Source organism: Proteus sp. G2618 (genome assembly GCF_009915995.1).
GTDB lineage: Bacteria > Pseudomonadota > Gammaproteobacteria > Enterobacterales > Enterobacteriaceae > Proteus > Proteus terrae.
Map to the genome: position 1 here is coordinate 25,366 of NZ_JAABNI010000019.1, position 14,276 is coordinate 39,641.

The following is a 14,276-nucleotide window of genomic DNA, read 5'->3' on the forward strand; positions in this document are numbered from 1 at the left end:
TTAAATATTGCTTTGAGTAATAGGTGTGGTTGCTGGCGTTGGCGTACTCTTTATTGCTGATGAGTTATTTAACTCAGCAATAACAGCTGTTGTAGAGCCAAATAATTTAGTGTGACCATCGAAAAGAACTAAGAGTTTATTGGTCACTGAGAGTAATTGTTTTTGATGCGTAATTAATATAACGGTTTTCTTATTTTTTTTAAGCGTTTGAATTGCTTGCATTAAAGCTTTAATACCCAAATCATCCAAATTAGAATTCGGCTCATCTAAAACAACTAAAGCAGGATTTCCATACAATGCGCGAGCTAACGCTATACGTTGTCGTTGTCCTCCTGATAACCCTTCCCCATGAGCACCAATAACGGTTTCATACCCATCAGGAAAACGTAAAATCATCTCATGAACATTTGCCATCATTGCAGCTTGAGTGACTTTTTGAGGATCTATCTCAGAAAAACGTGCAATATTTTCGGCAATTGTACCGGGAAAAAGGGCGATTTCTTGTGGAAGGTATCCAATATATTGACCAACTTCACTTTTATTCCATTGATATATATCTGCATTATCAAGGCGTATGGCACCAGTTTTAACTTCCCATATGCCAACAATAAATTTAGCTAAAGAAGATTTTCCTGAAGCACTAGGGCCAATAATACCAAGTACATCACCTGGGCTTAGTGAAAAATGAATATTATTTAATAGAGTACGTTCCGTTTGAGGGTATTGAGCTTGATTAATATTGACCGTTAATTCACCTTTAGGGGCTGGTAGCGCCATTTTTTTATTTTCTTCAGGATACGCGTTTAGTAGAGTGGTTAATCTTTTATAAGCTTCTTTACTGCTATCCCAGTTTTTCCATACACCAATTACTTGTTCAATTGGGGCTAAAGTACGACCTAATAGTATTGATCCTGCGATCATCATTCCTGGGCTAATCGTATTATCTATTGCTAGCCATCCACCTAATCCTAACATTAAAGACTGCAGTGCCATTCGGGTGACTTTTGTTATTGCATTGACACCGGCTGCATTATCACTTGCATGGGTTTGTGCTTGTAGATATTTAAAGTGAGCAATTTGCCATTGGTTTCGTAAATAACCTAACATTCCCATTGCTTCAATAGGTTGTGGATGTTCAAAATGATGACCTTGTATTACTTGTGCTTGATTAGCAAACTCATTGGCCTTTTTTAATGATGATCGAGATAAATATTCATTAAGAATTGCCAACGAAAATAAAGCGAGTGCACCACATAATGCAAATAATCCTAACCATGGATTAAATAATGCGATAACAAGAAGATAAATAGGGAACCAAGGTAAATCAAAAAAAGCAAAAATAGCATGGCTTGTAATAAATTGCCTAATAGTCACTAAATCATTAAATGCTAACGAAGAATTAATACCGGGAGTTTTGTTCAATTTTGCTTGATATGCCGCGGTGTAAATTCTTGAATTTAAAGATAAATCAAGTTTGTTGCTCATTCTAATGACAATAATGCTTCTTAAATATTCTAATCCTCCCATAAAAATAAATAATGCTAACATAATGAGCGTTAGCATTAATAAAGTCATTTCATTACCTGAAGGTAAGACTCGATCATAAACTTGCAACATATAAATGGAAGGAACTAACATTAAAATATTTATTAAGGCTGTAAATATTCCAATGGAAAGAAATACTTTCTTTCTCTCTTTTATAATATTTTTTATTTCATTATTGTATTTGTTTGCTGGCATAATGTTATTCCTGATTTTATTCCTATCTGTTTATTGCTATTTACTGCATTTTTTCTATCAATACGGAGTGATAAATCTATCTTTTTTTTTATAAAAGAATATAAAAATAGCTCCGTATTGGTAAAAAAAAGGTAGGAGAAATACTTCTCTCCTACCCAATGCCAAATTAAACAATAAAGTCAGTTTCGTAATTAACAAATCCTACAATGTCAATTTTGAAATCAGGGCTATATCCATAACCATAAGCATTAATAGCAAGTTCACTTGAGTTTGTTGCTTGATCATATTTAATGGTTGCTTCACCTGAGCGACCTGTAAAGTTATCAACAAAATTAAGGAATTTTTGGCTAAAGGTATTTTCGATTAATTCTGATAAATCAATCTTATCAATACCTGATTTGAAGTCCATTATCTTGTCAGCGGCAGAGGTTAAAGAGTCAGAGATCTCTTTATAAACAAAGGTATTGCTGCCTGTACCACCCCATAATGTATCTTGACCACCGCCACCATACAGTATGTCGTTACCGCCACCACCGATGAGAATATTATCAGCATCATTTCCATAGATAATATCATTACCTGAGCCACCGATTGCATTTTCTATTGTAACGTCTTGTGCAATAGAAACGTTTTTCTGTAGTCCGCCAACATCAGAGAAATGACCCTCACGTAAATCAATAACTTGATCTTGATAATATCCTGAGAAGTCAAAAGTATCGTTACCACCGCTATCCCAAACGGAGAATATTAATTTATCGTTACTGCTTGTTGCTGTGTAATAATCAATACCTGTGTTTGAATTGAAACCATAAACATCATCACCTGTTCTGGTTGTTTTGTTTGCACCATAGAGGTATTGCATTGCTGAAATATCATGAAGTAATGGTGCGCCTGCATAAGCACCTTGGAAGTGTGCGCCTGTTTCATATTCATCCCAATAACTCATAACAGTATATTGGCGACTGTCTTCAGCGTAGTCAGATTTTAAATAATCTGGTACATTTTCTCCTGCGTTATAATCTCCGGGATGCATTAAACCGAGCGCATGACCAATTTCATGGATAATAGTTAAGCGACCATAATTACCTAATTCAGGCGTTGTATTACCCGCATAATAATAATCACTAAACCAAGCTTGGCCTGAAACATCACGCCCGTAATAATCATGGGTATTTGGTAATGTTGCATAAGCTTGGAACTTGCCATATGGATCAGTAATATTCCCAAAAGTAATATCTGATTTTACATTTGGTCCTACTTCTGTAAATTTAATATTTGCGATATCAGACCATGCATCTAAAGATTGTCTTGCATGTTCTTTCTGTGTTGAATTAAATCCATAGGGATTTTTATCACCAAAGTCATTAAACTTTTTACCAGCCCAAGTTGGGAATGAATATGTTACTTCTGCCGCTTGACCGATAACATATTTCCCATTCCATGTGGAATTTTCACGTGCAATATGTTTTCCTGCGGTATCATAATCAAAAGAAGGTAGAGTCTTAGCTGAGAAATTATAAAAAATTCCACTCTTATCTAATAAATCAGAAACATTAGATAGTCCTACTGCTTTTTTTAATAAAGAAGAACCCATAATATCCTCCGGATATCAAGTTTAGGTTAAGTTTATTTTCATGTTGAAAATAGTTTAATTATCTGGCGAGCGCCAGCGATAATAAAGATAGCTATTTATTGATATTAATCCAGAGGGGGAAAATATGTTTTTAAATAATTGTGAAGTGAGGTGTGTTTTAAGTCAGAATAATTTAATTAAGTAAATAAAATCATCGTTATCTTTCCGAGAGGTATTTTTTTTATTGTTATTGTTTTATTTTGTTATTTTTATTGATCTGAATATAACTTAAATATTATATTTTATTAATCTAAGTCATATTTTTAGGTTGTTTGAAGTTTAAATTAATTTTATTTTTAGCTGTTAAATATATCATCATAAATAAAATTTCCCACAAGTTCGATTGTGTGAATATACTTTGTAGATTGTATTTCTTTTGAAATGGAGAGTTGAGTAGTGTTTTCTATATTGTGATAATTTATTGAGATAATAATTTTTTTATCTTCAATTAAATTTTTAATACTGAATATGTTTTTATTCCTATCAGAAAATAACAAGCGATCATCATTTATATTAAAATCCATAATTTTATCACGGTTATTATGATTATTAAGGCCTAATATAAATATATCTTTTCCTTTTCCACCACTGAATTGATTACATCCTTTATCATCCCAAAGAATATCATTTCCATCAGAGCCATATAGGATGTCATCATCTTCGCCACCATAAAGCCAATCATTGCCTTTCCCACCATAAAGAACATCACTACCTTTATTACCATAAATAGTATCGTTACCGTTATTACCATAAAGATGATTATTAGTATGATTACCAATAATAATATCATCATTAATACCACCAATTGCATTCTCAATGACAGCACCATATGCTATAGAGAGGTTACTTCGTAATCCTCCAATGTCAGAAAAAGCACCTTCATTGAGGTCTATTTTTTGTCTTGCGTTATATTTATAAAAGTTGAGAGTATCAACACCTCCGGCATCCCAAATACAACTAATAATAACATCGTCTGGTGTAGTTAAACTATAACAGCCTCTTTGTGTATTGGAATTAAAACCATAAATAGTATCATCTGTTCGAGTCGTTAAATTTACTCCATAGAATTTTTGAATGACATATATATCGATTAATAATGGAGACATAGGAAAAAGACCACCAAAATCTGCCTCTTCTATTTTTGGGTAACGATATGTCATCACTGAATATTTAAAACTATTTTCTTCAATATCAGGATTATTACAATTATTTCCTCTAAAGGTATGAGGTAAACCAAGAGCATGTCCAATCTCATGTATATAAGTTTGAGTTTCTTTATTTCCTTTTTGTAATATTAAAGGTCGATTATTTATATGACCATCTTTATTGTTGTTTTTATATAAAGTAATATGCGAGTCTGTTTCTATATAATAGTATTTTATATTGTCTGATTTCTCTTTAAATGCATCTATTTCATTTTTTTGCTCTGGTGTTATTTTATTTTTATTGAATTTTTTTATACGTATAGTTGTGGATATATTAATCCAAACATGTCCTCCATTACTATAATCAGTAATTTTTTCTATTTTCTTACTGGGATCTATATTATTTAATGGGAATGTTGCAACACCTTTCACTAAGTGAGATGTATCTTTTGTTATCTCATTTACATTATTATAAACACCAAATTTAATATTGGTGTCATATTTGTTATCTTTCTTAATAAACTTAATATTTGCAACATCAGACCACAATTGTAATATTTTTTCGGCAACTTCTTGTTGATGTTCGTTTAATGTTGTAATTGTTTTATATTCATTTCCTCTTAACTCATTCCAATTGGGAAAGCTATATGTTACTTCAGTAAAATCATTATTGGGATCATGTTTTTTCCATCTGCGTAGTGGTTTAAAGCTCTTTATTAGCTTGATAATATCATTATTTTCTAAATTTTCTAAAGAAGTATCTTGATGAGTCTTACTCATAATGTATGAATATCCTTTATTATGAAATATCTCCATGTAAAAAATATGTGTTTTAACTTAAATATAAATAATTTTTTAAAATTTAAATTTTAAAAATATACGTTATTTAATGATGTTTGTATCAAGTGAAGTAAAAAAATAAAGATTTATTATTGTTTTTAATAGAATGATATAAAATAATTACGAGTAATCTTCTCTATTATAACGAACTTTATTTTCTTTAAAAACAAACAAAGAGATAATTGCTAGTTTTTTGTTGTTTTGAATAGTAAGATTTTTTATCTTTATAGAATACACTATGTTTTATTAGATATTCCCTTAAAACTAAATGCATTTAATATATTACTTGATGCTCTCTCATCAAGTAATATATGAAAAAATGCGAGTGTTTTAATTAACAGAATAAATCTTCATATTCGTATTTACCGATGATGTTAATATTTAAATATTTAGGTTCTGAGGTTTCTGATGTATTTATTTTTAACATTGTAATGTTTTTAATGTTGTCATAATAAAAATTACCTTCATTATTATTTAGACTATTTGAATTTACAATGTTAATATTATTTATAGTCTTACTATTATCTATATTTTTATAAAAATATATTTTATCAATGCCAGACTGAAAATCAGTAATTAAATTTGAGGAATTATTATCTTTACTATTAAAGTTAAAGGTATCATAACCTGCACCTCCTGTTAATTGGTTATTACCCATCCCTGCATCTAAATAATCATTACCTTCACCTCCATTAAGTACATCATTACCTTTAGCACTAAGTAAGATATCATTACCCAATCCGCCATAAAGAATATTATTTCCTTCTGAGTCCCAAAGATAATCATTTCCTTGTCCACCATATAGGTAATCATTGCCTTCGGAACCCATTAGATAATCATCGCCTTGCTCTCCATATAAGAAATCATCACCTCCTTTAGCGTATAAAGTATCATCACCAAGCTTACCAAATAGTCTGTTATTAACATCATTTCCAGATATGATATCTGATTTACAGCCTCCTATTGCATTTTCAATAACAGTATCATAGGCAATAGAAATATTAGCTCGTAATCCTCCCACATCAGAAAAACTTCCTTCACTAAGATCTATTTTTTGGTCAACTGAATATTTTGAAAAATCTAATGTATCTATTCCCTCTGCATCCCAAATACATGTAATAATTTTATCTTCAGAGGTATTTAATGAATAATGTTCTTTTTTTGTATTAGAATTAAAACCATAAGTGGTATTACCAATATGTGTGAATTTATTCTGTCCATACGTTGCTTGAATAGCGTAAGTATCCATTAACTGTAGTGTTAAAGGAGACATACCTTTAAAATCAGCATGTTTAAATTCAGGATGGTTATATGACATTATTGAATATTTAGTGGTGTTTTCTTCACAGTCAGTTGTTTTTTGTCTTGTAAATGTATGTTTTAGACCAAGAGCATGACCTATTTCATGATTAATTACTCGTTGTATGTCGGAGTCGTTTTTGAATACATTTTCTGTATTATCAATATGAGCCCGAGCATTATTGTTTTTTAGTAGTAAATAATAGTCATTATTTTCTTCAACGACATAATCAATAATATTTGCTTTAGATTTAAAGTAATTTACTCTTGTTTGTTGTTCTGGTGTTATTGTTGACTTCTTAATGTTTTCAATAATATTCATATCAGAGATATTTATCCAAACTTGCCCGCTGAAACTATAATCTCCGACTTTTTCTATTTTATCTTTTTCTATCTTATTCTTTTTTTCTATATTATTAGGGCGATAGGCAAACCCTTTTATTGAATAGTTTGTGTAACCGGCAATCTCATTGATATTATTATAAATACCAAACTTAATATCTGTGTCTTTTTCGCTTTTTACTTCAATAAATTTAATATTGGCAACGTCTTCCCATTGCTGAAGTTTTGCTCTAACTAAATCTTTTCCTTTTTCATTGAATGTTGTGAGTGTTTTATATTTATCACCTCTTAATATTGACCAGTTAGGAAAACTATAGGTTATTTCAGTATAACCTTTTTCAATATTATAACTTTCCCATTTGTTAGTTGATTCATTTATTCTCATTATATTGTAAATATAATTAAAATTAGGTGATATATGTTTTAAATATCTATTCATGATTAATTTTTCCTTTTTTTTGGTAACGAATAGTTTATCGGCAGCCTGCTAAATGCCTTTCAAAAAAGAAATATTTTAAATTATTTTAAAACTAATTAATCTTGTGAATTTATATTGGATTGGAAGGCGATAAAATTTATTATTATATAATAATGGTGTTATATACTTTTTGCTTATGTATTTAAATATAAATTTTAATGGATATTTAATGAGCAATTTATATGTATTTAATTGATGTTTTAATTAGTTAAAGAATACTAATCAATGGATGATAGTGAACAAGGAAAAAGTGCTGTTATATCCATTAACAGCACTTTTTGTTTTTTTATTGTTAATTTTTTACTGCGTTACCCCTGGTGAGGTTACCTGCTAAAAGCAGGTTTATTGAAATAGACTAACTTTTTACTACAAACTTCTTTTATTTACCTCATTGTGAGGAAGGTGATTCTTTTTATTTTGGGTTTAATTTAAACTATCTGAACTAACATCTTATTGTTGTGCTATTACTTTACCCTAGTACTTTGTGCATTTGGGAGCTAATTATAAATATGCCTTACATACCTAGAGAAAAAATAGATTACCAAGCCATTGGCTATCGCCTGCGTGCTTACCGCATAGCCTCCTCATTAAAAGCTGAAGATGTAGCAGAAAGCTTGGGTATTTCTCGTGCCGCTGTATATCGGTTAGAAAAAGGCGAAATTGTTAAAATTGAGACACTTGATAATCTTGCTAGATTATTAAATACCTCGTTAACCAGTTTGTTGGGAATTAATACTGAATATTATTCAAGTGCAAATGGCTTTTTTGAACGAATGCGCCAACTTGAAACACAATCTTCACATATTTACACCCATTTCGAACCTTTCTCTTATTTATTAACTTCAGATTGTTATGACAAAACATTGGTTGAAATGCTAACAGAGGCATCACCTTTAAATATCTTGTCTGAAAAACAACAAGAAGTTTTGTCTATTTTAAAAGAGCGTAAGAAACATCAGTCCTTACATTCCCCCTATATTTATAACCTTATTAGCCAACAACAAATCGAAAAGTTTCTTTATGTTGGTATGCTAGGTTCTGTTAATCTAACTAAAACACTGCAACATGAAAGAAAACAACGAGCAAAAAATGAAATTCTTCATTTAATTGAAAAGTTAGAACAAAAAAATAGTTATCTTAATATTGCGATCATTTCAGATACTATGCCATCTTTGACTTTCCAATTATTTTATCAAAATGAAATACCGCTTTCTTTAGCCGTTAGCCCGTTCCGCCTAGGAGAATTTCCTAATGTCAGTACGGGCATTGCGACGGTAACTTCTTCAACTGAGGCGATATTTCAATATCAATCTCTTTTTGATAAGTTATGGTTAAAAGCAACCAAGGGGAGGGATGCAATCAACCTTTTAAAACAAATAGTTAGAAATTACTGATTAGCAAGCGTGCCTAATGTTTCTGCTAATAAATCTGCAGCAACAGCAATATCACTAAATTCGGTAAATTCATCCGGATGATGACTAATACCAGCAACAGATGGTGTAAAGATCATTGCTGTTGGATAAAGTGGCGCCATATTCATTGAGTCATGACCTGCGCCACTTAACATTGTCATATAGTTGATATCGTGTTTTTGGCATAAGTTTTCAATCACTTGGCAAATTGAATCATCTAATTTGACTGGTGATTCAGCAGAAATCGGTTGAACATCAATAGCGACACCAAAATCTTTTTCTGCTTTCTCAACACTATTATTGAGGCGTTGTACAACGCGTTGAATACTTTCAATATCAATACCACGAATATCAACAGAGAATTTTACTTGTCCTGGAATGACGTTCATGGAGTTTGGTACAACATTGAGTTTACCCACTGTACCTACAGTGCCATAAACGGCTTCAGTACATGCTGCACGATTGATATCTGTAATAATCCCCGCACTTGCCACTAGAGCATCTTGTCGCTGATACATAGGTGTAGCACCAGAGTGATCAGCATGACCATTAACCGTAACAGAGAAACGAGTTGGCGCAGCTATTCCATTGACAATACCAATAGTTTTTTTATCATTCTCAAGGCGTTTACCTTGTTCAATATGAAGCTCAACAAAGGCACTAAAGCGATCCTTTTCCATTAAACAGCTATCTAAATTATCATACTGATAGCCTAATGATTTCAGAACCTCAAAGAAGTTATTGCCATCATCATCTCTATTTTGTTCCCAGCGTGCTCTATCTATTTTTCCTGCTAACACTTTACTGCCAATACATGAAAAGCCAAAACGGCTGGATTCTTCTGCACGGAAAACAACAAGCTCAAGGTCACGTTTAAGTTGTTTTGGTTTGTATTGCATTAAGGCATAAAACCCTGCGATAACACCTAAAGCTCCGTCATAAGCACCACCTTGAGGCACGGTATCAAGGTGAGATCCTGTACCGACTGCAGGCAGTGAGCGATCTTTTCCTGGTAAACGAGCGTAAAGTGTACCAATACCATCACGATAAACTTCAAGCCCAGCTTCTTTCATTAAACCAGCAAGATACAGATGCGCGGCTTCATCTTCTTCGCCATAGGCAATACGAGTGATCCCTTTGCCACTGTTATCTTTTTTATAGATTTGCATTGTCTCAATTAACGCTTTCATATCATCAATTGAATAATGAGTTGCTGTATCTAGTTGAGTCATAAGAGAATTCTCCCGTGGTTTTTGTAATATCTCTTGTCTAAAAAATGAGACAGTTTAAGGATTAAAAAAGCCATCTTAAAAGATGGTCACTGTTTTTATGATCATTGCTTATTATATTTACTGCTGTAGCTATATTTCGTCAATGATAATTAAGGTCAATTTCATATTCTGTGAGGTAGGTATTAATTAAAAGGAGATATATATCTAGAGTATTTCTTAAATGAACTTAATTTGTATGATAAATGTTATAAAATAGATCGCTTTTATTTTAAATCTATAAAAGAAGATATGTTTAAAGTTTTAAATGAAAATAAAAATTAGTATTAGTAGTGATTTTTATTAGAGTGAAATATCATTTATGATAAATTTAAATCTTTATATAAAATAGAATAAATGAATTTTAATGATATTAAAAATAATATTGTTAATATGATAAATATCCTATCTTATATATTTTCAGTTAAAATCCATTTTTATTTTATTCTAATGATATAGGTTATTATCTTCAGGTAAATTGAAAAAGTAGTTATTAACTATTGATAATATTTGTTAATCAAATTGAAAAATGAGAGAAAAAATAAATTAGTACTCAAGCAAGTCGGTTTTTTGTGTGGGTCTATCCGTACATTATGTAGTACTCTAGGCGTTGATATGGCTATTTATTCCGCATGCTGTTTATATAAGAAAGAGAATAAAAGTGAATGATTTTGATGAGTTATCACTATTTCCTGGTTGGAGATTTTTCTATTTTACATATCTTAACTTTTACCTTTTTATATATTATATAAGTTGCAACTTTACCTTCTTAATAAAGGGAGTGGGTTTTAAATTTAATATTTATATTGTTTATTTACTTTATTGTTAGTAGTTGTCTTATTATATTTAAATTTGGTGATAAATATTTTTTTGTGAGTTATTTATAGGATCAAGTAATAAAGATATTACTTGATATAGTTGTCTATTTTTCGCCCTTTATCTTTGTGTATCACTTATATTTGGAAAGATAAAGCAACTTATTGATTATGATAGTTTCTTTTGGAAGAATAAGCGTTAAAAGAGTGGTGTGTATATGTTCTTTCTGGGATCTCTGTAGAACTTAAAAAGCTAGAACAATTAACTAATCATACTTTTTTAAGTAAAAAAATACTATACCCAGCGATTGATTTCTCGTTAGAAAGAGAACTTATAAATACTTTTGAATCTAAGGTATTAAAGTAAACAGCAGAGTTAGGAACAATAAAATCTGGAGATATTCGTAAGATTTTACCTAATTTAAAACCATCCCAAATAACTTATCGGCTTGATAAATTAATTGAAAGAAGGTTGTTGCAACCCATAGAAGAAGGATCTCGAATTTATATTGCAAAATTTTCAAACTCTTATTTGATTCGAGGTGTTATTGAAATTTTAAAAGAAGAAGGATTTATTCATAACTTATAATTATTATTAGAAATATTATTGTTAATAATAAATGATATTTTTATCAGATAATTTTTAGTTTCTGATGAGGAATAACTTCGTCCAAATTAAGCAAGCAATTATCTACATTAGCGAAATAAGGTAGAGGGATTTTTAAAACCGTTGCAGATCGTTTGAAAATAACCTCTCGCATTGCAGATAAAATGGGAAAACTGAATATTCAAATTCGTGATGTAAAACATATCAAAACAAACCATATCGAACTTTATATCAAAAGCCGACAGGAAGAAGGCATTTCAAAAAGAACACTTCAAAACGAAATGGCAGGTATTAGAAATATTTTAGCTGTTGCTGGCAGAACAAAGCTTGCCTCATCTCAACATGAAAAGCTCAGTAATCATGCGCTTGGTTTGTCAAGTGCGAGTCGTGATGGCACGAAAAGGGCTATTACCGATGAATGGTAAATTGATTGATAAACCCGATTTAAAATCTGTCATAGATCGCTATCGAAATGTAGCCAGAAATGCTGGGTTAACAGGTAAATAACACCCCATAGCTTACGTTATGCGTGGGCAGTGAATGCAATGGAGTATCATAAAAATAATGGAATGAACTATGATGATGGGTGAGGGCATTATGTCGAGCGTGTCTACAATAAACTTGATATTAATGATTAATAAAACATACTTGTTTATAGCACATCAAATTAATAATGTTTACCCGTTAATTCGTTGTTTTTAACAACAGCCAATATTTCTGCAATCTGAAAGAAATGCCTTAGGGCGATTGTACATTAATTAAATCAACTTTCTTTATTTCAACCCAAATGGGAATTTCTTCCTCATTTGGTGGCATTTCCCTTTTTCTTAACAGGAATTGCCTATGAAAAAGGAATTAATAGGTTGTACATCCTCACAGCAAAACGAGCTTTATCATATAGTGACAAATAAGATTATTGAAGCATTAGAAAAAGGAACAGAACCTTGGCGTAAAACTTGGGATACCGAAAATGAAGGGCTACCTGTTAATGCTGCAACGGGACGATATTACAGCGGTATTAATGTCATGCTGTTATGGATTGGAGCGATTGAAAAAGGTGTTAATTCAAATCGGTGGCTGACTTTTAATCAAGCAAAATGTGCGGGAGGCAAAAAGAAAAAGGTTCTGACTAAATCACAGATGGGATGATATGTACCGTCGAATGGCACACTATCTAGAACTAAAAAAGAAGGTCTCAAAAATTTATAAAACGCAGAAAGCAAAAAACCAGCCCTAAGGCTGGTTTTTCTAAATAGTGGTGCCCGAACTCGGAATCGAACCAAGGACACGGGGATTTTCAATCCCCTGCTCTACCGACTGAGCTATTCGGGCAACGGGGCGTATTAAACCCGATATCGCCTTGCTCGTCAACGTTATTTATCACAAAACTGTTTGATTGCTGTTTTTTTAAACTTATTGATTAATAAAACGCTATTTGCCACGGAAAATGAATAAAAATAAAGCTGAAAGTGTTTTGTGATCCTTAAAAAAACACATGACGATAAGCCTTTTATTGAGCCTCAGTAACAAAAAAGCTTCCCCAAACTTATTGAGGAAGCTTTATTTTTTAGACTAATTATCAACTAACGATAGTTACGTTGAGCTGTACTGACCTTCTCAAGATAACGACGAGATTGATCGGCAGGGTGCTTATTACGTAATGTGGTATACACCTGTGTTGGCGCTAATTTGTTAATCATAGCGGCTGCTTGTTTCTTATCACTATGGAATATCCGTAATACGCTACCAGCACCGCCATTGTAAGCCTGTATAACGGCGTAGCGACGTGAAACAGGATCTTTGATATCTCCAAGGTAGCTGTTTTGCAGTATCGAAATATAAGCCGCACCTGCATCGATATTATTAGCAGGATCAAATAAGTAACTACGACTTGGTTGTCCTGATTTTCCTTGCATTCGGAAGACATCTCGACCTGCTGTTGCTGGCATAATCTGCATTAAACCGAGTGCATCAGAGCTGCTCACCGCATATGGGTTGAAACTGGATTCAATCTGCATAATTGCCAAAATTAGTGATGGCTCAACACCATATTTAGCGGCTGCCTGTTGTACTAGTGGTAAATATTTATGAGCACGTTGATCAAGATGATTAGGAACAAGATTAAGGGTGACATACCAAATTGTGTTCATACCGGATTGACGTTTTTGTAATTTATTGGCAATCAGATAATCTGCAAATTTATTGGCGCGCCATTCCCAACGTATAGGTTGCCCTGTGTTATCGAGTACTTGTCCTAATAAAAAGGGTTCTGTACTGTGAGGAATATTATTAACGTCAGAGTAGAGATCGATAGAGCCTGGATCTTCGCCCATCAATAACGTTGTGACTATCGCCTTATGCAATTGAAATTGAGGTGCATCATCACCTAAAGTTTCTATCGTGATCGTACCAGCTTCAAAATTAATATGGCTACGTGTTTTATAAGCATTGGTATATTTTACGTAGTCTTTAGGGCCTGCGATTAATACTTCCTTCATACCCCAAATCATTTCGATATTATTGGCAAATTGCCCCATAAGAATATCGAACGCATTGGTATCCTTTGCGTAATCGGGTTCAAATGTTTTTGGTGGTTGACTACTACATGAAATGAGTAGAGGGGCGATAATCAGCAAGAGAAGGATTTTTTTCATGGTCAATTGCATCGCTATGGTGAATAAAATACCAGAGCCTTAA

The 14,276-nt window shown here is 32.0% G+C and carries 8 protein-coding genes, 1 tRNA gene and 2 pseudogenes; 4 read left to right on the top strand and 7 right to left on the bottom strand.

Annotated features, from left to right (window positions below; all coding sequences use genetic code 11):
• The 4 genes from GWJ01_RS10210 to GWJ01_RS10225 all read right to left on the bottom strand — a co-directional run bounded on the left by GWJ01_RS10210 (nucleotide 1) and on the right by GWJ01_RS10225 (nucleotide 7,438).
• Nucleotides 1-1,740, bottom strand: coding sequence for a type I secretion system permease/ATPase (locus GWJ01_RS10210; RefSeq protein WP_161711061.1), 1,740 nt, complete (start codon nucleotides 1,738-1,740; stop codon nucleotides 1-3).
• A gap of 166 nt (nucleotides 1,741-1,906) precedes the next feature.
• Nucleotides 1,907-3,334 (bottom strand): serralysin family metalloprotease, encoded by a 1,428-nt coding sequence (locus tag GWJ01_RS10215; protein ID WP_161711062.1) that lies wholly within the window; start codon nucleotides 3,332-3,334, stop codon nucleotides 1,907-1,909.
• A 335-nt stretch (nucleotides 3,335-3,669) separates the two neighbouring features.
• Nucleotides 3,670-5,298, bottom strand: coding sequence for a M10 family metallopeptidase C-terminal domain-containing protein (locus tag GWJ01_RS18930; protein ID WP_161711063.1), 1,629 nt, complete (start codon nucleotides 5,296-5,298; stop codon nucleotides 3,670-3,672).
• A 394-nt stretch (nucleotides 5,299-5,692) separates the two neighbouring features.
• Nucleotides 5,693-7,438, bottom strand: a complete 1,746-nt coding sequence (locus GWJ01_RS10225) for a M10 family metallopeptidase C-terminal domain-containing protein (RefSeq protein WP_161711064.1) — start codon at nucleotides 7,436-7,438, stop codon at nucleotides 5,693-5,695.
• A 548-nt stretch (nucleotides 7,439-7,986) separates the two neighbouring features.
• Between GWJ01_RS10225 and GWJ01_RS10230 the strand changes: the two genes are divergently transcribed.
• Complete coding sequence (locus GWJ01_RS10230) at nucleotides 7,987-8,871, top strand: helix-turn-helix domain-containing protein (protein WP_109393373.1); 885 nt, start codon at nucleotides 7,987-7,989, stop codon at nucleotides 8,869-8,871.
• Here GWJ01_RS10230 and GWJ01_RS10235 read toward each other — a convergent pair.
• The gene (locus tag GWJ01_RS10235; protein WP_109402648.1) at nucleotides 8,865-10,121 is read right to left on the bottom strand and encodes a M20 family metallo-hydrolase; all 1,257 of its coding nucleotides are present in this window, start codon (nucleotides 10,119-10,121) and stop codon (nucleotides 8,865-8,867) included. The genes GWJ01_RS10230 and GWJ01_RS10235 overlap by 7 nt on opposite strands.
• A gap of 1,050 nt (nucleotides 10,122-11,171) precedes the next feature.
• Between GWJ01_RS10235 and GWJ01_RS19050 the strand changes: the two are divergent.
• The 3 genes and pseudogenes from GWJ01_RS19050 to GWJ01_RS10250 form a co-directional block, all read left to right on the top strand.
• Nucleotides 11,172-11,561, top strand: a pseudogene (locus tag GWJ01_RS19050) (Fic family protein); the annotation flags it as partial.
• Between the two features lie 128 nt (nucleotides 11,562-11,689).
• Nucleotides 11,690-12,169 (top strand): annotated as a pseudogene (locus GWJ01_RS10245) (phage integrase N-terminal domain-containing protein).
• A 253-nt stretch (nucleotides 12,170-12,422) separates the two neighbouring features.
• On the top strand, nucleotides 12,423-12,728 hold the full coding sequence (locus GWJ01_RS10250) for an ArdC-like ssDNA-binding domain-containing protein (RefSeq protein ID WP_109402649.1): 306 nt from the start codon (nucleotides 12,423-12,425) through the stop codon (nucleotides 12,726-12,728).
• Nucleotides 12,729-12,835: 107 nt separating this feature from the next.
• Here GWJ01_RS10250 and GWJ01_RS10255 read toward each other — a convergent pair.
• A tRNA-Phe gene (locus GWJ01_RS10255) sits at nucleotides 12,836-12,911 on the bottom strand.
• Nucleotides 12,912-13,162: 251 nt separating this feature from the next.
• Nucleotides 13,163-14,233 carry a membrane-bound lytic murein transglycosylase MltC gene (mltC, locus tag GWJ01_RS10260; protein WP_161711065.1) on the bottom strand — a complete coding sequence of 357 codons (1,071 nt, stop codon included), beginning with the start codon at nucleotides 14,231-14,233 and terminating at the stop codon, nucleotides 13,163-13,165.
• Nucleotides 14,234-14,276: the final 43 nt, after the last annotated feature.

What these genes read in the sequence shown, in the direction of transcription:
- GWJ01_RS10225 (WP_161711064.1), bottom strand. Translation starts at nt 7,438, where the DNA reads ATGAATAGATATTTAAAACATATATCACCTAATTTTAATTATATTTAC.
- GWJ01_RS10250 (WP_109402649.1), top strand. Translation starts at nt 12,423, where the DNA reads ATGAAAAAGGAATTAATAGGTTGTACATCCTCACAGCAAAACGAGCTT.
- GWJ01_RS10230 (WP_109393373.1), top strand. Translation starts at nt 7,987, where the DNA reads ATGCCTTACATACCTAGAGAAAAAATAGATTACCAAGCCATTGGCTAT.
- GWJ01_RS18930 (WP_161711063.1), bottom strand. Translation starts at nt 5,298, where the DNA reads ATGAGTAAGACTCATCAAGATACTTCTTTAGAAAATTTAGAAAATAAT.
- GWJ01_RS10210 (WP_161711061.1), bottom strand. Translation starts at nt 1,740, where the DNA reads ATGCCAGCAAACAAATACAATAATGAAATAAAAAATATTATAAAAGAG.
- mltC (WP_161711065.1), bottom strand. Translation starts at nt 14,233, where the DNA reads ATGAAAAAAATCCTTCTCTTGCTGATTATCGCCCCTCTACTCATTTCA.
- GWJ01_RS10215 (WP_161711062.1), bottom strand. Translation starts at nt 3,334, where the DNA reads ATGGGTTCTTCTTTATTAAAAAAAGCAGTAGGACTATCTAATGTTTCT.
- GWJ01_RS10235 (WP_109402648.1), bottom strand. Translation starts at nt 10,121, where the DNA reads ATGACTCAACTAGATACAGCAACTCATTATTCAATTGATGATATGAAA.